19 protein-coding genes are annotated in these 17104 nt (G+C 68.1%); 8 read left to right on the top strand and 11 right to left on the bottom strand.

The annotated features are described in order from the left end of the window. Window positions 1-26: 26 nt before the first annotated feature. The 4 genes from D0D37_RS26915 (at window position 27) to D0D37_RS26930 (ending at window position 4540) form a co-directional block, all read left to right on the top strand. On the top strand, window positions 27-614 hold the full coding sequence (locus D0D37_RS26915; protein WP_037369544.1) for a TetR/AcrR family transcriptional regulator: 588 nt from the start codon (window positions 27-29) through the stop codon (window positions 612-614). 55 nt (window positions 615-669) lie between these two features. Continuing rightward, window positions 670-1611 (top strand): carbohydrate kinase family protein, encoded by a 942-nt coding sequence (locus D0D37_RS26920; protein WP_116203392.1) that lies wholly within the window; start codon window positions 670-672, stop codon window positions 1609-1611. A 190-nt stretch (window positions 1612-1801) separates the two neighbouring features. Further along, on the top strand, window positions 1802-3118 hold the full coding sequence (locus D0D37_RS26925; RefSeq protein WP_116203393.1) for a citrate synthase: 1317 nt from the start codon (window positions 1802-1804) through the stop codon (window positions 3116-3118). A gap of 63 nt (window positions 3119-3181) precedes the next feature. Beyond that, a complete protein-coding gene (locus D0D37_RS26930) occupies window positions 3182-4540 on the top strand; it encodes a cryptochrome/photolyase family protein (RefSeq protein ID WP_116203394.1) in 1359 nt (452 codons plus the stop codon). Here the strand turns inward: D0D37_RS26930 and D0D37_RS26935 are convergent. Continuing rightward, entirely contained in the window at window positions 4527-4964 is a 438-nt protein-coding gene (locus D0D37_RS26935) for a MerR family transcriptional regulator (RefSeq protein WP_116203395.1), read from the bottom strand. The genes D0D37_RS26930 and D0D37_RS26935 overlap by 14 nt on opposite strands. A 37-nt stretch (window positions 4965-5001) precedes the next feature. Here D0D37_RS26935 and D0D37_RS26940 point away from each other — a divergent pair, with 37 nt between their 5' ends. Continuing rightward, window positions 5002-5631 carry a class I SAM-dependent methyltransferase gene (locus tag D0D37_RS26940; protein ID WP_116203396.1) on the top strand — a complete coding sequence of 210 codons (630 nt, stop codon included), beginning with the start codon at window positions 5002-5004 and terminating at the stop codon, window positions 5629-5631. 8 nt (window positions 5632-5639) lie between these two features. Here the strand turns inward: D0D37_RS26940 and D0D37_RS26945 are convergent, their stop codons facing one another. Next, window positions 5640-5975 (bottom strand): EthD domain-containing protein, encoded by a 336-nt coding sequence (locus tag D0D37_RS26945; RefSeq protein WP_116203397.1) that lies wholly within the window; start codon window positions 5973-5975, stop codon window positions 5640-5642. A gap of 106 nt (window positions 5976-6081) precedes the next feature. Between D0D37_RS26945 and D0D37_RS26950 the strand changes: the two genes are divergently transcribed. After that, on the top strand, window positions 6082-6459 hold the full coding sequence (locus D0D37_RS26950; protein ID WP_116203398.1) for a MerR family transcriptional regulator: 378 nt from the start codon (window positions 6082-6084) through the stop codon (window positions 6457-6459). On the opposite strand, the gene D0D37_RS26955 is transcribed toward D0D37_RS26950, so the two are convergent. From D0D37_RS26955 to D0D37_RS26975, 5 genes are all read right to left on the bottom strand, one after another. Then, window positions 6456-7634 carry an ABC transporter permease gene (locus D0D37_RS26955; RefSeq protein WP_116203399.1) on the bottom strand — a complete coding sequence of 393 codons (1179 nt, stop codon included), beginning with the start codon at window positions 7632-7634 and terminating at the stop codon, window positions 6456-6458. The genes D0D37_RS26950 and D0D37_RS26955 overlap by 4 nt on opposite strands. Continuing rightward, a complete protein-coding gene (locus tag D0D37_RS26960) occupies window positions 7631-8530 on the bottom strand; it encodes an ABC transporter ATP-binding protein (protein ID WP_208720161.1) in 900 nt (299 codons plus the stop codon). The genes D0D37_RS26955 and D0D37_RS26960 overlap by 4 nt, the downstream gene beginning before the upstream one ends. 2 nt (window positions 8531-8532) lie before the next feature. Further along, entirely contained in the window at window positions 8533-8787 is a 255-nt protein-coding gene (locus D0D37_RS26965) for a helix-turn-helix transcriptional regulator (RefSeq protein WP_116203401.1), read from the bottom strand. A gap of 166 nt (window positions 8788-8953) precedes the next feature. Continuing rightward, a complete protein-coding gene (locus D0D37_RS26970) occupies window positions 8954-10489 on the bottom strand; it encodes a glycerol-3-phosphate dehydrogenase/oxidase (protein WP_116203402.1) in 1536 nt (511 codons plus the stop codon). Next, window positions 10486-11130: a TetR/AcrR family transcriptional regulator gene (locus D0D37_RS26975; protein ID WP_116203403.1), complete on the bottom strand. Its 645-nt coding sequence runs from the start codon at window positions 11128-11130 to the stop codon at window positions 10486-10488. Before D0D37_RS26975 ends, D0D37_RS26970 begins: the two co-directional genes overlap by 4 nt. Window positions 11131-11146: 16 nt before the next feature. On the opposite strand from D0D37_RS26975, the gene D0D37_RS26980 reads away from it, so the two are divergent. After that, window positions 11147-12757 carry an FAD-binding oxidoreductase gene (locus D0D37_RS26980; protein ID WP_208720159.1) on the top strand — a complete coding sequence of 537 codons (1611 nt, stop codon included), beginning with the start codon at window positions 11147-11149 and terminating at the stop codon, window positions 12755-12757. A 28-nt stretch (window positions 12758-12785) separates the two neighbouring features. Next, window positions 12786-13517, top strand: a complete 732-nt coding sequence (locus D0D37_RS26985; RefSeq protein ID WP_116203404.1) for a class I SAM-dependent methyltransferase — start codon at window positions 12786-12788, stop codon at window positions 13515-13517. A gap of 27 nt (window positions 13518-13544) precedes the next feature. Here the strand turns inward: D0D37_RS26985 and D0D37_RS26990 are convergent, their stop codons facing one another. The 4 genes from D0D37_RS26990 to D0D37_RS27005 all read right to left on the bottom strand — a co-directional run. After that, the gene (locus D0D37_RS26990; RefSeq protein WP_116203405.1) at window positions 13545-14075 is read right to left on the bottom strand and encodes a gamma-glutamylcyclotransferase; all 531 of its coding nucleotides are present in this window, start codon (window positions 14073-14075) and stop codon (window positions 13545-13547) included. Window positions 14076-14167: 92 nt separating this feature from the next. Beyond that, the gene (locus D0D37_RS26995; RefSeq protein WP_116203406.1) at window positions 14168-15265 is read right to left on the bottom strand and encodes an S-(hydroxymethyl)mycothiol dehydrogenase; all 1098 of its coding nucleotides are present in this window, start codon (window positions 15263-15265) and stop codon (window positions 14168-14170) included. A 127-nt stretch (window positions 15266-15392) separates the two neighbouring features. After that, complete coding sequence (locus D0D37_RS27000; protein ID WP_208720160.1) at window positions 15393-15899, bottom strand: DinB family protein; 507 nt, start codon at window positions 15897-15899, stop codon at window positions 15393-15395. A gap of 45 nt (window positions 15900-15944) precedes the next feature. Next, window positions 15945-17104: peptidase C39 family protein (locus tag D0D37_RS27005; RefSeq protein ID WP_162834488.1), on the bottom strand; the 1160-nt coding region annotated here is incomplete at its 5' end.

A 17104-nucleotide genomic window follows, 5' to 3' on the forward strand; every position in this document is an offset into this window, starting at 1 on the left:
CCTGATCGATAGGAGATAGTGACGTGATGTCCACCCCTGAAGCCCGTCGCCGGCCCACCGCGCGGCAGCAGGCGCTGCTGCGCGAGCTAGAGGCGCTGTTCCTGGCGGAGGGCTTCGCCGGTTTCACGCTCGACGACCTGGCCGCCCGGCTCCGCTGCTCGAAGTCGACGCTGTACGCGCTCGCGCCGAGCAAGGAGCAGCTCGCGGTCAAGGTCGTGGCGCACTTCTTCCGCGACGCCGCCGAGCGCCTGGAGAAGCGGATCGCGGGCATCGACGACGCGCGCGAGCTGATCGGCGAGTACCTCTCCGGCGTCTCCGAGCACCTGAACCGGGCGTCACCGGAGTTCATGGCCGACATCGCCGCGTTCGCCCCGGCCCGCGACACCTATCAGCTCAACAGCCGCGCCGCCGCGCGCCGGATCCGCGCGTTCATCGACAAGGGCGTCGCCGACGGGGTGTTCCGCGACGTGCACGCGCGGCTCGTGGCCGAAATGACCGGACTGATCATCGAAGGCATTCAGACCGGCGTGCTCGGCCGCCGGACCGACGTGTCCGACGCGGAAGCGTTCACCGCGCTCGGCGAACTTCTGCTCGGCGGACTCGACAAGAACTGATTTGTCCGTCCGCGGACAGGAATTGTCAGCGCCGGTTCCTCTACACTCGCCGCTTGTGATCGTGGTGGGTGGAGAGGCGCTGGTCGACCTCGTTCCGGGTGAACCGTTGGATTCCACTGTGGACGGTGGGCTGCGCGCCTTGCTGCCCCGGCTCGGCGGTGGTCCATACAACGTCGCGCTGGCCGCGGCCCGGCTCGGCGTGCCCGCCTCGTTCCTGTCCCGGGTTTCCACTGACCGGTTCGGCGTCGCGTTGGCGGATCGCCTTTCCGCTTCGAACGTCGACACTTCGTTGCTGCAGCGCGGCAACGAGCCGACGACGCTCGCCGTCGTGGCGCTCGACGAACGCGGCGCCGCGCAGTACACGTTCTACGTCGAGGGAACCGCCGATCGGCTGGTTTCCGATCCTGGTGCGCTGCCGGAAGAAACCACCGCGCTGTCGCTCGGAACGCTCGGCATGGTGCTGGAACCCGGTGCGAGCGCGTACGAGCGGATTCTGCGCCGCGAATCCGCGCGTGGGACGCTGACCGTGCTCGACCCGAACATCCGGGAGGCCCTCATCGCCGACCCGGCGGCTTATCGCGCGCGCTTCGCGTCGTGGCTGCCGGACGTGCGGCTGCTGAAAATCTCCGACGACGACGCCGCGTGGCTCGTCGAAGGAGCCGACCCGGTGGCCGCGGCGAAGTCGTGGGTGGAGTCCGGTGTGGACGCCGTCGTGCTCACCCGGGGCGCGGACGGCTTGTCTGTGATCACTTCGGCCGGTGAGCTGGCCCACGTTCCGTCCCGGAAGGCCGCGGTGGCCGACACGATCGGCGCCGGCGACACCGTGCAGGGCGCGTTGCTGGCCTGGCTGCACGAGCGCACCGTGCGCGACCTGGCCGCACTCGACGCCGGCGCGTGGACCGAAGCGCTTGCTTATGCGGCGAAAGCGGCCTCGATCACGGTTTCCCGCAGCGGGGCGGAGCCGCCGACCGCGGCGGAGATGGCGGCCACCGTGTGAACCTGGTCCCAATGGGGCCTTTTGGGGCAACGCAGCGAGTGCGGACTGACCCACCCTTCGACTAGCGTAGTGGTGAATTCATACCCAGCGGGGCGGTGTGCAGCGAGGCGCGTGTTTCCTCGCGTGAACACGTGGCTACTGCGCAACCTGCAGGCGCCGCCGTCCCGTGCCCAACGTGAGAGGGACCTGCATGTCCGACGCGACGAATGCGGGGCAGTCCGGCGGCGAAACCGCGACGCTGCGCCTGCCGAACGGCGAGCACGAGTTCAAGGTCGTCAACCCGGTCGAGGGCGCGCCGGGTATCGAGCTGGGAAAGCTGCTGGCGCAGACCGGGTACATCACTTACGACCCCGGGTTCGTCAACACCGGCGCCGCGTCGTCGGCCATCACCTACATCGACGGTGATGCGGGCATCCTGCGCTACCGCGGCTACCCGATCGAGCAGCTGGCGGAGAAGTCCACCTTCATCGAGGTGTCCTACCTGCTCATCTACGGCGAGCTGCCGACCGAGGCCCAGCTGGCCGACTTCACCGAGCGGATCCAGCGGCACACCCTGCTGCACGAGGACCTCAAGGCGTTCTTCTCCGGCTTCCCGCGCGACGCGCACCCGATGCCGGTGCTGTCCAGCGCCGTTTCCGCGCTGTCGACCTTCTACCAGGACTCGCTGAACCCGTTCGACGAGCCCAACGTCGAGCTGTCCACCATCCGCCTGCTGGCGAAGGTGCCGACGCTCGCGGCGTACGCGTACAAGAAGTCCGTCGGCCAGCCGCTGCTGTACCCGGACAACTCGCTGGGCCTGGTGGAGAACTTCCTGCGGATGACGTTCGGCTTCCCGGCCGAGCCGTACGAGGTCGACCCGGACGTCGCGAAGGCGCTCGACCTGCTGTTCATCCTGCACGCCGACCACGAGCAGAACTGCTCCACCTCCACCGTGCGGCTCGTCGGCTCGTCCGAGGCGAACCTGTTCGCCAGCATCTCGGCGGGCATCAACGCGCTGTTCGGCCCGCTGCACGGCGGCGCGAACGCGGCGGTGCTGGAGATGCTCGAGGGCATCCGCGACGACGGCGGCGATGTCGCGACGTTCGTCAACCGCGTGAAGAACAAGGAAAAAGGTGTCAAGCTCATGGGCTTCGGGCACCGGGTCTACAAGAACTACGACCCGCGCGCGAAGATCATCAAGAACACCGCGGACGAGATCCTCGGCAAGCTCAAGGGCGGCGACCAGCTGCTCGACATCGCCAAGAAGCTCGAGGAAACCGCGCTTTCCGACGACTACTTCGTCGAGCGCAAGCTGTACCCGAACGTGGACTTCTACACCGGTCTGATCTACCGCGCGCTCGGGTTCCCGACGAAGTTCTTCACCGTGCTGTTCGCGCTCGGCCGGCTCCCCGGCTGGATCGCGCACTGGCGCGAGATGATCAACGACCCGCAGACGAAGATCGGCCGCCCGCGCCAGATCTACACCGGCTACGAGTCCCGGGACTACACCCCGATGTCGGAGCGCTGAGTTTCTGCTTGGTGAAACGCCCCGCCGTGCTTTCGCGCGGCGGGGCGTTTATCGTTGTGCTACATGACGATGGAAGCGCCGGTCGTGCTGTGGTTCCGCCGGGATTTGCGGCTGCGAGACCATGCCGCGCTCTTCGAAGCAGCCAAGCACAGCAAGCACATTCTGGCGCTGTACGTACTGGACGACCGGCTGCTCAAACCCGCCGGTTCGCCACGGATCGCGTTTCTGTTGAATTCCTTGCGGGAGCTGGACAAAGCGTTGTCCGGCCGGTTGATGATCCGCCACGGAGATCCGGCGCAGGAGGTTGTCGCCGCAGCACGGGAGATCCGGGCGGCGGCGGTGCATGTCTCTGCGGATACCGCACCATATGGACGTGAGCGCGACGAAGCTGTGGCGTCCGCCTTGGCGGAGCATCGGATTCAGTGGGTGGAGACGGGTTCTTCGTACGCCGTGACGCCGGGTCGGGTCACCAAACCGGACGGCACCCCGTATCGGGTCTTCACTCCGTTCTATCGCGCTTGGTCGCAACACGGCTGGCCCGGTCCGGCGGACACCGATGTGTCTATTGTGGACTGGATTAAGCCTTCTTCGTCGTCGGCGTTGCCGGAATCTCCGGAGGTGGATTGCGAACTGCCGCCAGCGGGGGAGGACGCCGCTTTGTCGGTGTGGCACGACTTCCTCTCCGATGGCCTCGCGGATTATGCTGCCGAACGCGATCGCCCGGATCATGCTGGCACCACAAGGCTTTCTCCCTATTTGCGGTGGGGTGCGATTCATCCGCGGACGATGCTGGCCGATCTGGCTTCCCAGCGGTCCGAGGGCGCACAGGCGTTGCGTTCCGAGCTGTGCTGGCGCGAGTTCCATGCCGACGTCCTGTGGAACCGCCCGGAAACCGCACGGCAGAACTACGACCGCCGGTTTGACGGAATGCGTTACGACACCGGGAAAACCGCGCAGGAGATGTTCGCGCGGTGGTGCGAGGGACGGACTGGTTACCCGATCGTCGACGCCGGAATGCGGCAGTTGCTGGCCGAGGGCTGGATGCACAACCGGGTCCGGATGATCGTGGCGAGTTTCCTGGTGAAGGACCTGCATCTGCCGTGGTGGTGGGGTGCGCGGCACTTCATGAAGCACCTGGTCGACGGCGATCTGGCGTCGAATCAGCTGAACTGGCAATGGGTCGCTGGCTCCGGGACGGACGCCGCGCCGTACTTCCGGATCTTCAACCCGGCCACGCAGGGCCAGAAGTTCGACCCGCAGGGCGATTACGTGCGCCGGTATGTGCCGGAATTGCGTGGGGTGGAAGGGAAAGCGGTGCACGTGCTGAAGGAGCGTCCGGAGGAGTATCCGGAGCCGATCGCCGACCATGCGGAGGAACGGCAGGTCGCGTTGCAGCGGTATGGGGCTATTACGAAGTCTTAGGGTGGTGCGCCCGTTCGTGGCTTTCGGCCAGCGACAGGCCGCGTTGCCGTTCTTCGATGATCGACCAGAAACGGGGACACTTCAGGGGATCGCTGGCCGGGCACTCCCGCCCGTGTTCGAGCGCGGCGCGGGCTGCCTCGATGCGGCGCTGCTGCTCGGTCAGTTCGGCGAGTTTGCCGTCGATCATTTCCTGTCGGCCGGTTTGTTCGCCGGTCAGGAAACGACCGATTTCGGACAGCGTGAAGCCGATTTCTTGGAAGAAGAGCAGCACGCCGACGTCCTTGACCGCGGACTCGGCATAGCGCCGTCGGCCAGCTTCCCGTTCTGCCGGGCGCACGAGGCCGAGTTCGTCGTAGTAGCGCAGGGCGCTCGTCGGCACGCCGGTGCGCTCGGCGAGTTCGCCGATGGACAGGGTGGCAGTCATTTGACTTCAAGCGTACTCGAAGTGGTTTGCTCGCCCCATGAACGTGATGGAACGGGCTCTGCGATGGTGGGGTCCGCGTGGCGGGATCGCGCAGTTTCATCGGCCGACGGGGGTCCCGGGGCGGGTCGCGGGCTGGATCATGGGGCGGCGGTCGTCGAATGTGACCCGGAATCGGTGGGCGGTGCGGTTGCTCGACATCCAGCCTTCCGAGCGGGTCCTCGAACTCGGCTGCGGTCCGGGCGTGGCCGTGGCCGCGCTGGCTGAGCGGGCGGCGCTGGTGGTCGGCGTCGACCACTCGGCGGTGATGATTCGTCAAGCACGGCACCGAAATCGGTCGGCAGTCCGGGCCGGGCGAGTGCGTTTGGGGTGCGCGTCGGTGGAGAATCTGTCGCTCCGCGAGGGAACGTTCGACGCCGCGTTGGCCGTCAACACGCTGGCCATGTGGCCGGATCCGGTTGCCCGGCTAGGCGAACTCGCCCGGTTGTTGCGTCCAGGAGGGCGTGTTGCGCTGGTATCTCAACCACGGCAGCCTGGTGTCACTTCGGCCGCCGTGGTCGAGGAGTTGACCGGATTGCTGGCAGAGGCTGGCTTTTCCCGGCTCCGCACCGAAATGCTCGAATTGGATCCGCCAGTTGTGTGCGTCCTGGCGTTTTCCGGTGGTCAGTGACGCTGCCCTCAGAGCACGATCTTCTCGTTGGAGACGATAGTCCCGACCGAAGCCAGATCGATGAACTTCGCCTCGTCCGGGTTCACCAGCGTCCGGTAGTTCTCGGACGCGAAGAACGCGTCGTGCCCGGCCCAGTCGTCGAACCAGATCTCGGTGATCCCGTCGTAGGCGGGAGCGGGATACGCCGAGGCGGGCACCGGGTGCGAGACGGTGTACTTGCGCACATGCCGGTGCGCCTCGGGGATCGAGGTGAACAGCGGTGCGTGGCGGTCACGGTGGTACTCGACGAACTCCTCGAAGGACATGCCGTTCGCGCGGTTGATCAGATAAACGAATTTGATCACGGGTTTCTCCTCGTACGGTCTCGGCGCGGGTGCCGCCAGCTACGCTAAAAGCTCACATCTATGTGAGGGGCAAGCTGGTGTGGCCCAGGCCACCGGAGGGAGCGGCATGCGGATCGGGGAGTTGGCCGCCCGGACGGGGGTGAGCCGACGGCTGCTGCGCTACTACGAAGAGCAAGGATTGCTGTCCAGCGAGCGGGCCGGCAGCGGCCAGCGACACTACGACGACGAGCACGTCCGCCGGGTCGAACTCATCCGCGCCTTCCTGGCCGCGGGACTGTCTACTCGGGTCATCGCCGAGATGGTGCCGTGCATGGCCGAACCGAGCGCGAGCAAGGCGCGCCGCACCCTGGCGACGATGCGACGAGAGCACGATCGGCTGTCCTCGGCGATCGATCGTCTCGCCGAGGCGCGGTCCGCGCTCGACGGGCTGATCGAGGTAAACCAGAGCTACCTCGCCGACGACCACGCGGAGCCCACGCCCTAACGGCGCAACGCGTCCATCAACCGCACGCGGCTGCCGACTCGCAGTACGCCATTCCGATACACCCGCGCTCCCGCCCAGGTGACTACGGCGATCAACGCCACCGTCAGCACCAGAGACAGCACCACTTCCCACGGCTCCACCGCCCCGAGCGCGATTCGCGCGGGCATCAGGATCGGCGACAGCAACGGGATCAGCGAAACGACCCGCGTAGCTGTCCCGTGCGGAGCTTGGGTCAGCAGGTTGATCCCCGCGACAAACCCGATCACCAATGCGATATTCACCGGCCCGACGACCGCCTGCGTGTCCTCCTGCCGCGACACCAGCGCGCCAGCCGCGCCGTACAGCATGGCGTAGAGCAGGAAACCCAGCAGGTACCAGACAAGACCCCAGCCCAACGTCCCCAAAGCGACGCTCGAGATCGAGAACACGCCCGACACGCCACCGGCGATCAAACCCGCCGCGGCGAGGATCGCGAGCTGTGTCAACCCGACCAAGCCGAGCCCGATGACCTTGCCCAGCAGCAAATGCACCGGCCGGACGGTCGCGAGCAGAATCTCCACCACGCGGCTGGATTTCTCCTCGACCACACCCTGCGCGACGAACATCCCGTAGGTCATGATGCTGATATACAACAGAATCGCGACCACGATCGCGGTCACGAGCTTCGTCCCGGCTTGCGGATCCACCGGTTCGAGTGCCTGTACGTCGGCGTGGGTAGCGGACACTGCCTGGTGCACCGCAGCGGGATCGAGGTTCGCGGAATACAGCTGAGCGTCCAGAACCTGTTGCTGCGCGATGTTGTCCAGCACGGTCCGCAACTGGGGATCCAAAGTGGACTTGACGATCACCCGCGGCCGCGAAGCGCTGCCGGAGACAAGAGCGTCGACATCGCCGTCGCGTACCTGAGTCAGTCCGTCCGATTCGGACTGTACCCGGACGATCTTGAGGTGCCGGTCGTTGTTCTCCAGTTGCGTGGCGATGCCCTGCGCTTGCCCGGCCAGTGCGACGCGAGTCGTCTCCCGGTCTCCGGCGAGGAAAACCTGCAGCGTGACGTAACCCAAAAGCAGCAACAGCATCACCGCGGTACTGACCACAAAGGACCGGGTGCGCAGCCGTGCGTTGAGTTCCCGTTTGGCCACCAGCCGCACCGCGCGGGTCGGACGGATCCGGCTCATCGAGGTGCTCCCGGGGTGGCGACCGAATCGCGAAACAGGTCGGCCAGCGTGCGACGGCGGTGGCTGAATTCCGTCACCGGGCCAGTGGCGAGCGCGGCGGCGAGTACGGCCTGATCGTCGGCGCTCGGCGACAGCTCCAGTACGGTCGTGGGGCCGCGGTCTTCGAGCACGCGCGCACCGGGAACCGTTGCCGCCCAACCGGGATTCGCGCTGGGGGCGGTGACGACCAAGCGGCGTCCGGCGTCGCGGGTCAGCTCGTCCACGGTGCCGACCGCGACCATCCGGCCGTCGCGGATGATGCCGACCCGGTCGCACAGCCGCTCCACGAGGTCGAGCTGATGGCTGGAAAACACCACCGGCACGCCCGTTGCCGCTTTCTCCCGCAGTACGCCGCTCAGCACGTCCACGGCGAGCGGGTCGAGGCCGGAGAACGGTTCGTCGAGCACCAGCAGCGCCGGGTCGTGGACGAGTGCGGCGGCGAGCTGCACGCGTTGCTGGTTGCCGAGGCTGAGCTTCTGGATGTCGTCCTTGCGCCTCGGCCCGAGACCGAGCCGCGCGATCCACAGTTCGGCGGCGCGGTGTGCGTCGTTGGTGCTGAGACCGTGCAGTTCGGCGAGGTAGACGAGCTGGTCGATGACCTTCATTTTCGGGTACAGACCGCGTTCCTCGGGCAGGTATCCGATTTGCGCCCGGGTGTCGTGCGTGACCGGCTGCCCGGCGAAGCGCACCTCGCCGGAGTCCGCGGCCAGCACGCCCAGCGCGATCCGCATTGTGGTGGTCTTGCCCGCCCCGTTGCTGCCGACGAACCCGAACAGCTCGCCCGGCGCCGCGGTGAAACTCACGCCGTCGAGCGCGGTTTTCGTGCCGAACCGCTTGCTGAGCCGGTCGATCTCCAGCGTCACGCGTCCCCCTTCGCCTGGTCCGAGAACGACGCGCGGCTGAACACGGCTTCCACCGGAAGATCGAACACCGCGCAGATCCGCAACGCCAGGTCGAGGCTCGGGTAGTGATCGCCGCGCTCCAGCGCCCCGATGGTCTGCGGATTGACCTCGACCGCCTCGGCAAGATCCGCCCGGCTCATCCCGCGCTCCGCGCGCAGCACCGGCAGCCGGTTGTGGATCGGAAGCTCCTTGCCACGCCGCACCGGGCTCATGGACCGCACTGTTGCAAAAACCCAACGAGGCGTCAAGCTGCCTTGCCGAGGTCCGTGAGGGGAACCCTGAGGGAATCAGAGTCCCTCAGGGTTCCCCTCACGGACTTTCGCAGGAACGGAGCCACGTAGTCCGTCCAGGCAGGGGCTGCGCGGGCCGGGGCAAGTTTCAGGACAGTCCGGCCAGCGTTTTCTCCACCAGGTCGGCCACTCGGTCCCGCGCGGCTTCGGCGTCGGCGGGCACGAGGGCCAGCCGGGTGCGGCGTTCGAGGACGTCCTCGACAGTTGTCGCGCCTTCGTGGCGGACGGCCCACACCACCTCGGCCGCGGTGATTTCCGTCGCCGCGCACAGCGGGGCCGCGAATTCCGGTTCCAGTTCGCCGAGTGCTGCCACTCGGGGTGCTTCGGTGCCGTACTTGGCCACCAACCGCGCTGGAGCGTCCACAAGCGACAGTCGGGAACGCGGTGCAGCGCCGAGCAGGGGCAGCTTCGCCGTACGTGAAGGGCCAGCGGGCAATCCGGCGTGCGTCAGAGCGGCGTCGACGGCGTCCTCGGCCATCCGCCGATACGTCGTCAGCTTTCCGCCGACCACGGTCAGCACGCCGTCGGAACCGGTGATTACCGCGTGTTTCCGCGACAAATCCGCGCTGCGTCCGGCAGAACCGGAAACGAGCGGTCGAAATCCGGCGTACGAGCCGATCACGTCCGCGGCGGTCAACGGGCGGTTCAGGACCGAAGAAGCCGTCGAAAGCAGGAAGTCCACATCGGACTCGGGAACGGAAGGGACATCGGGCACCTCGCCGGACACCGGTTCGTCAGTGAGTCCTAAGTAGACCCTACCGTCCAGTTGCGGCAGCAGGAACACGAACCGGTTGGTCTCGCCGGGAACCGGAATGTTGACCGACGTGGCTCCGACCCGCACGGTGTCCGGCGCGAGCACCAGGTGCGAGCCGCGCGAAGGGCGGAGCTGGACGGAATCAGTCAGGGTGTCCGCCCAGACACCGGTCGCGTTGATGACCTGGCGCGCGCGAAGGGTGTACGAAGAGGTGCCGTCACTGACCTGGGCTTCGTTGCCGGACAAGGAAACCGCAGACAAGCGCGTGAGGATCCGAGCGCCGAGCAGGGCCGCGGTACGGGCGATGCTGACCACCAAACGCGCATCGTCGACCAACGCACCGTCGTAAGCCAGCAGAGCGCCGCGCAACCCGGCGGGAGCAAGTCCAGGGGACAAGGCCAGCGCTTCGGCAGCGGGGATCCGGCGCGGTCCAGGCAATACGGACGACGGCGTACGCGCCGCCCGCCGCAACCCGTCCCCGGCCCGGAGACCAGCGGCGATCAAAGCCTGCTGCGCGGCAGAAGTACCGGGATAGAGCGGAAAAAGCTGCGGCATCGCGCGCGTGAGGTGCGGCGCGGTGCGGGTCAGGAGAATCCCGCGCTCGACGGCACTCTCGTGGGCGAGCCCGAGTTCGCCCTTGGCCAGGTACCGCAATCCGCCGTGTACGAGCTTGCTCGACCAGCGTGACGTGCCGAACGCGAGATCGTGCGCCTCCACCAACGCGACGGAAAGCCCCCGAGCCGCCGCGTCGAGCGCGATGCCCGCTCCGGTGACGCCGCCGCCGACCACGAGCACGTCGACCTGCTCGCCGTCGACCAGCCGGGTCAGCTCGCGTTCGCGGCGGCGCGCGTTGAGGGATCCGGTGCTCATGGTTTCAACCCCGCTTCGACCAGGTGCCGGAATTCGGCGAGCAGCGCGGCCTCGTCGACGTCGGCGGTGGCCGGGCGCAGCGAGAACGCGAACGACTGCACGACCAGCAGCACCGACCGTGCCTGGGCGGCCACCTCAGCGAGGCGCACCGAGCCGTCTCGGTGACCTTCTTCGAGAAGGCTTCGGAGCACGTGCTCGGCGAAGTGCTGCGTCGCACCGAGCCGCTCCACGATGTACGGCAGCACCAGTTCGGCGTCGACATCCAGCAGTGTCCGGAACAGCGGATCGGCCGACAGAGCGCCGACGCTGGCCGCCGCCAGATGCACGATGCGGTCGCGCGCGTGCGCCGTGTGGTCGCCGGACTCGTTCACCCGCTGCAGCAGGCCGCTGAACTCGCGGGTCATCAGCGCGGCGAGGACACTGCGCACATCGGGGAACCGCCGGTACACCGTCATGCGGCTGACCTGCGCGGTTCGGGCGATTTCGGCGAGCGTCGTACGCCGGACGCCGACCGCGAGCACGCACTGGCGCGCGGCGTCGAGAAGCTCGTCGTCGGCGACGCGGGCCGAGGTCGGGCGGCTGCGAGCGTCCGCGAGCGCGGAGGGGGCCGCTCCCGGGCGGGAGTGACGTTTGACGTCCATGTGTCACACTGTAGTCGTGAGCGATCTCATCAACCACCGCATCCGGCGTTCGTGGACCGAAGAGGGCTCGGCCGCGGCCGGTCTGCCCGATCGCGCGGTCCGGTGGCTAGGCCAGCGTATCGGCCAGGTCGGCCCGGATCGAGGCGGGAAAACCAGCTCTCCGAGGCCGGTCGCCGAGTCCGCGCTGACTGTGCCCGTCCGTACCGAATTCGAGGAACTTCTCGGCGCGGACCACGTGCTCCTCGACTCGCGGGAACGGCTCGGCCGGGCCAGCGGTCTGTCCTATCTGGACCTCCTGCACGCACGGGCGGGCGACGAGGTGCCGGTGCCGGACGCGGTGCTGCTGCCCGCGGACCCGGACCAGGTGCAGGCCGTGCTGGACGTCTGCGTGCGGCACGACATCGGCGTGATCCCGTTCGGCGGCGGTACCTCGGTGGTCGGCGGGGTCGCGGCGCTGCGCGGCGACAAGACCGCGGTGGTCGTGCTGGACCTGGTGCGGCTTGACGAGCTGGTGTCGGTGGACCCGATGTCGCGGATCGCCGTACTGCAGGCCGGCGTGCGGGGCCCGGAGGCGGAGCGGCTGCTCGCGGCTCATGGGTACACGCTCGGTCACGTACCGCAGTCGTTCGAGCGCGCCACCATCGGCGGATTCGCGGCTACGCGTTCGGCCGGGCAGGCGTCGTCCGGTTACGGCCGGTTCGAGGACATGGTCGCCGGGGTCCGGCTGGCCACGCCGAAGGGCGAGTGGCGGCTCGGTGTCGCGCCGGCGTCCGCGGCCGGGCCGGATCTGCGGCAGCTCGCGGTCGGCAGCGAGGGCACGCTCGGCGTGATCACCGAGGTCGCGCTGCGGGTGCGGCCGTTGCCGGAGCAGCGGCATTACGAGGGCTGGATCGTCGACGGCTGGGAGGCCGGAGCGGCCGCGGTGCGGAAGCTCGCGCAGGACCACGCCTTGGCGGATGTCACTCGTCTGTCCGATGTGGACGAGACGAATGTGTCGTTCTCGCTCAACGCCGGGCTGAAGACCACCGCGTTGAAGACTTATCTGGCGGCGCGCCGGATCAAGAACCCGTGCCTGCTGATTGTCGGCTGGGAAGGCGATGTCGCTCGGCGTCGGCGGCGGACCTCAGCGATGCTGCGCTGTTCGGGGGCCTTGCGGATCGGCAAGGTGCTTGGCGAATCTTGGCGGCACGGCCGGTTCTCGGGTCCGCGGCAGCGCGACGCGTTGCTGGATCTCGGGGTTTGCGTGGAAACCCTGGAGACCGCCGCCTATTGGTCCAATTTGGACGAACTGCACGACGCGGTGCGCGCTGCTCTGGTGGCTTCGCTGGGCCGCGCGATCGTGATGTGCCACGTCTCGCACGCTTACGAAACCGGTGCGTCGCTGTACTTCACCGTGCTGACCTCGCGCGACGACACTGATCCCGTCGGACAGTGGCAGCGCGCGAAAGCGGCGGCGTGCGAGGCGATCATCGGCATCGGGACGATCAGCCACCACCACGCGGTCGGCGTCGACCACGCGCCGTACCTGGAGGCGGAGATCGGCCGGATCGGGCTGGACGTGCTGCGCGCGGCCAAGTCCGCAGTGGACCCGACCGGAATCCTGAACCCCGGAAAACTGCTCGGCTGAACGCGCCCGCGCGGGCAGACTGGCGCGGGTGAGCGATGCAGTGGGTTCCTTTCCGCAATACGAAGTGTTTGCCGACGAATTCCTCGACCACGCGCAGAACGGGTTCTACAACGCGCACTACGACCGCCCGGCCTGTCTGGAATTGCTGGGCGACGTCGCCGGGCAGCACGTCCTCGACGCCGCGTGCGGCCCCGGCCTCTACGCCGAAGAACTGACCGCACGCGGCGCGCGGGTGACCGGCTTCGACCTCAGCCCGCGCATGGTCGAGCTGAGCCGCGAACGGGTACCAGCAGGCGAATTCCGCGTGCAGGACCTGGCTGAACCGCTGTCCTGGCTGCCGGACGCGTCGGTGGATCAGGTGCTGTTCGCCCTCGCGCTGGAGTACGTGGACGACCGGGTCGGCGCGCTGCGCGAGTTCCGCCGGGTGTTGCGGCCAGGCGGTGCGCTGGTGTTGTCGAGGCAGCATCCGACCGGCGATTGGCTCCGGCACGGCGGCAACTACTTCGACGTCCGGGTGGTCGAGGAGGTCTGGAGCCGCGGCTGGAAGGTGCGGTACTGGCTGGCTCCGCTGGAACGCACCTGCGAGGAACTGCGCGAGGCCGGGTTTCTGATCGAGCAGCTGCGCGAGGGACGTCCGCCCGAGGCGGCGGCCGCGGTCGATCCCGAACGCCACGCGCGGCTGGCACAAGAACCGCTGGGCTTCCTGACCATCCGCGCCGTCCCTGCCACTGGCCGTGAAGGACTCCTTGAGGGAATCTGATTCCCTCAAGGAGTCCTTCACGGACGGTCAGCTGAAGGTGTGCTCCGGCGGCAGGACGGTGCACGCGAGGCCGTGCCCCGCCGCCGGTTCGCCGACGAGCGACGCCGCGTCAGCCTGAGCCACGTCGGCGACCCGGACCGGGGAACCGTTGACCAGCAACGGAAACCGGATCGGCGAGGCTCCGACGTAAGCGTGCACCCCGGAAAGCAGCACGTCGTCCAACCGGATGTCGGCGTTGTCCAGCATCGCCAGGTCGTACCGATTCCCGCGACCCTCGCAAACGTCCAGCACGGCCAGCTGCTCCGGCGTCGCGAACCAGACGAAGTGGTCCTCCGCCACGCCCGGCAGCGCGGTGAGCGTTGCCGGACGCTGGCCGTCGCGCTGGCGCAGCCCGGCAGCCCACACCGCGGCGAGCCCGGTGCACCGGACACGAGCCACGACGACCGGTCCGGTCAGGCCGAGCTGGCTGCGCAGCCAGGTGATCTTCGACGGACACGCGTTCGACCCGTACGTGAGCACCGGCGTGCGCGAACGCCACCCCGGCGGCGCGGTGTCCAACGCGTGGCCCGCGCCGTCGAGGTGGACGTACGAGCAGTCCGGCCGCGTGCCCGGGTACGGGTCGGCCGGATAGTCCGCGTCGGCGAAAAGGATCAGAACTCCACCACGCTGCGCAGTACGTCGCCGTGGTGCATTCGCTCGAAAGCCTGCTCCACGCCGTCGACGCCGATCCGCTCCGTGACGAACTTGTCCAGCGGCAGCCTGCCCTGCAGGTACAGGTCGACGAGCATCGGGAAGTCCCGCGACGGCAGGCAATCGCCGTACCACGACGACTTCAGCGAACCGCCGCGCGAGAAGAAGTCGATCAGCGGGAGGTCGTTGAGCTTCATGTCCGGGGTGGGCACGCCGACCAGCACGACGGTGCCGGCGAGGTCGCGGCCGTAGAACGCCTGCCGCCAGGTCTCCGGACGGCCGACCGCGTCGATCACGACGTCCGGGCCGAACGAGTTCGTCGCGTCCTGCATCGCGGCGACCACGTCCTCCTCGCTCAGACCGCGGCTGTTGACCGTGTGCGTGGCCCCGAAGTCCTTGGCCCACTGCAGTTTCCGGTCGTCGGTGTCGATCGCGACGATCGTGGTCGCCCCGGCCAGTCGCGCACCCGCGATGGCGGCGTCGCCGACACCGCCGCAGCCGATCACCGCGACCGAATCGCCGCGTCCGACCGCGCCGGTGTTGATCGCCGCGCCGAGCCCGGCCATCACGCCACAACCCAGCAGCCCGGCGACGGCGGGTTCCGCGCGCTCGTCGACCTTGGTGCACTGTCCACTGTGGACGAGCGTCTTCTCGAGGAATGCCCCGACGCCCAGCGCGGGGGACAGTTTCGTGCCATCGGTGAGCGTCATCGGCTGCTCGGCGTTGAAGGTCGAGAAGCAGTACCAGGGCTTGCCGCGCTTGCAGGCCCGGCAGGTGCCGCAGACCGCGCGCCAGTTGAGGATGACGTAGTCGCCGGGTGCGAGATCGGTGACGCCCGCGCCGACCTTGTCCACCCGTCCCGCGGCCTCGTGCCCGAGCAGGAACGGGAACTCGTCGTTGATCCCGCCCTCGCGATAGTGCAGGTCGGTGTGGCACACCCCGCAAGCCTGCACCGACACGACGGCCTCGCCCGGTCCGGGATCAGGCACCACCACCGTCTCGAGCGAGACCGGCTGGCCCTTGGCCCGCGACACGACTCCCTGGACCTCGTACGGCATGCGCACAACCTTTCACCCGCGACAGCGTTCTCGCGGGCAGCTAATCACGGATCATGCGCATGTGGCCATAGCCCGGTCTCGTGAGTGTTTATGCCGGTTAGAACCGGGATTGCCACGCACGAGCCACCTACTCACCGGTCGCCCCGTCAGCCAGCTCACGCACCACATCCAGCTGCCCCACGTGCCGCGCGTACTCCTGCAGCAGATGAAAGAGGATCCAGCTCAACGCAGGCGGCTGCTCCGGAGTATCGAAGCGACCGCCGCCGCTTGCGATGTCCTGGAGCTGCGCACCGGCCACGATCGCGCGAGAGGCCTCGCACTCTTCCAGGAAAAGCGCCCGAACCGACTCCGCCGATTCGTCCGCCCTCACGGACCACTTTCCGGTCTCGGGGTCGTTCTCGCCCCAGACCGGATCCACGTCTTCGCCCAGGAATCCCCAGCGCAGCCACCGTCGCTCCACGAACGCGAGATGCTTGAGCAACTCGAGCGGGGTCCAGCCCGACGGGACCCTGCTGGTGCGCAGCTCGTCGTCGGACAGGCCGTCGAGCTTGCGCAGCAGCGTGTCGCGGTAGTAGTCGAGGTAAGCGAGCAGCAGCTCACGGGGGTCCGACAGGCTGTCCGGGGGCTCGGTCACGGACGGCACTGTAGCGCCGTGACGGCAGGGCGAACCAGCCAATAATTACGGCGTGATCAGGTAAACGACCCCGCCCGGCCCGCCAGCCACCGCGCCGCTCTCGGTATGCCGCTTCGTCCGCTGCCAGATCTTCTCGAACTGGTCCCGCTTGTACACCGTGCGCACGCGGCCGTCGGAGCTGGACGCCGGGTCGTTCGCGATCACATCGCCCGCCTGGGTGAATCCGACGACGACCATCAGGTGTCCGGCCGTGCCGTAACCCGCGCCGTCCAGTTCGCTGGCCAGGAACGACTGCGAGGTGATCACCGGGATGCCGCGTGCGATGTAGCCCTCGAGTTCGTTCAGGTCGTGCAGTCGCGTGATGTGCCCGCGCAACCCGAGCGAAGCGGCGTACGCGGTGTTGAACGGCCAGTTGCCGGTGCCGTCGTAGGCGTAGTCGAAGGTGTTGCGCGCGGCGTAGACGACCGACCGGTCCTGGTAGTCCGCCGGGATCCAGTCCATCTGCTGCGCGGACGGCGTGCGGCCCCAGTATTCGGCGACCATCTCGGTCGACGTCGGGCTGCACCAGGCCTCGCCGCCACCGCCGTACTGCGGGAACTGTCCTTTGTGGATGTTCTGGGCGAACGGAGGCACCTTCAGCTCGATCCCGCGAGCCCGGCCGGGTTTAGTGGTCTGGACGTCGAACCGGTCGGGAACGTTCGAGGTCATCGCGCCGAGCGAGGACAGTGTCGGCGTGGTCGGCGAACCCTGCTCGCGGTACAGCGTCACGCGCAGCTGATACGAGCGCAGCGTGACGCCCGCCTTCGTGGCGAGCGTGTCGACGTCGACCGAGGCGTTGGCGTCGCTCTGCCCGTCAACGCTGGTGCGGTGGATGTCGGCATCCCCGCTGGCCCAGCGGCCCATTGTGTACCAGGTGGTTTCGGCCCCAGCCGAAGTCCGGCCGCGCGCCTGCACCTCCAGCCACGTCTTCGCCGGGGTGCGCGCGTTCCACGACGCGATCAGCTGCGTCGCGTCGAAGCCCTGCCGGTACTTCGGCGACGTCCAGGTGCCGTAGTCGTAGGTGCGCGTAGTGCCGAGCCCCGGTTCGGTGTGCGCGACGCTGCCCGCCGGATGCGTGATCCGCAGGCCGCCGTAGCCGAAGCCGAGCCCGTCCAGCCGGCCCGCGAAGAACGAGCCGGACGACCATTCGTGGTAGTCGATGGCCT

The organism is Amycolatopsis circi (genome assembly GCF_003385235.1).
GTDB classification, from domain to species: Bacteria; Actinomycetota; Actinomycetes; order Mycobacteriales; family Pseudonocardiaceae; genus Amycolatopsis; species Amycolatopsis circi.

Bases quoted from the DNA above. Each gene is read 5' to 3' on its own strand.
- D0D37_RS26970 (WP_116203402.1), bottom strand. From the start codon at position 10,489: ATGAGCACCGGATCCCTCAACGCGCGCCGCCGCGAACGCGAGCTGACC.
- D0D37_RS26950 (WP_116203398.1), top strand. From the start codon at position 6,082: ATGCGGATCGGGGAGTTGGCCGCCCGGACGGGGGTGAGCCGACGGCTG.
- D0D37_RS26940 (WP_116203396.1), top strand. From the start codon at position 5,002: ATGAACGTGATGGAACGGGCTCTGCGATGGTGGGGTCCGCGTGGCGGG.
- D0D37_RS26925 (WP_116203393.1), top strand. From the start codon at position 1,802: ATGTCCGACGCGACGAATGCGGGGCAGTCCGGCGGCGAAACCGCGACG.
- D0D37_RS26935 (WP_116203395.1), bottom strand. From the start codon at position 4,964: ATGACTGCCACCCTGTCCATCGGCGAACTCGCCGAGCGCACCGGCGTG.
- D0D37_RS26955 (WP_116203399.1), bottom strand. From the start codon at position 7,634: ATGAGCCGGATCCGTCCGACCCGCGCGGTGCGGCTGGTGGCCAAACGG.
- D0D37_RS26965 (WP_116203401.1), bottom strand. From the start codon at position 8,787: ATGAGCCCGGTGCGGCGTGGCAAGGAGCTTCCGATCCACAACCGGCTG.
- D0D37_RS26915 (WP_037369544.1), top strand. From the start codon at position 27: ATGTCCACCCCTGAAGCCCGTCGCCGGCCCACCGCGCGGCAGCAGGCG.
- D0D37_RS26930 (WP_116203394.1), top strand. From the start codon at position 3,182: ATGACGATGGAAGCGCCGGTCGTGCTGTGGTTCCGCCGGGATTTGCGG.
- D0D37_RS26975 (WP_116203403.1), bottom strand. From the start codon at position 11,130: ATGGACGTCAAACGTCACTCCCGCCCGGGAGCGGCCCCCTCCGCGCTC.
- D0D37_RS26995 (WP_116203406.1), bottom strand. From the start codon at position 15,265: ATGCCGTACGAGGTCCAGGGAGTCGTGTCGCGGGCCAAGGGCCAGCCG.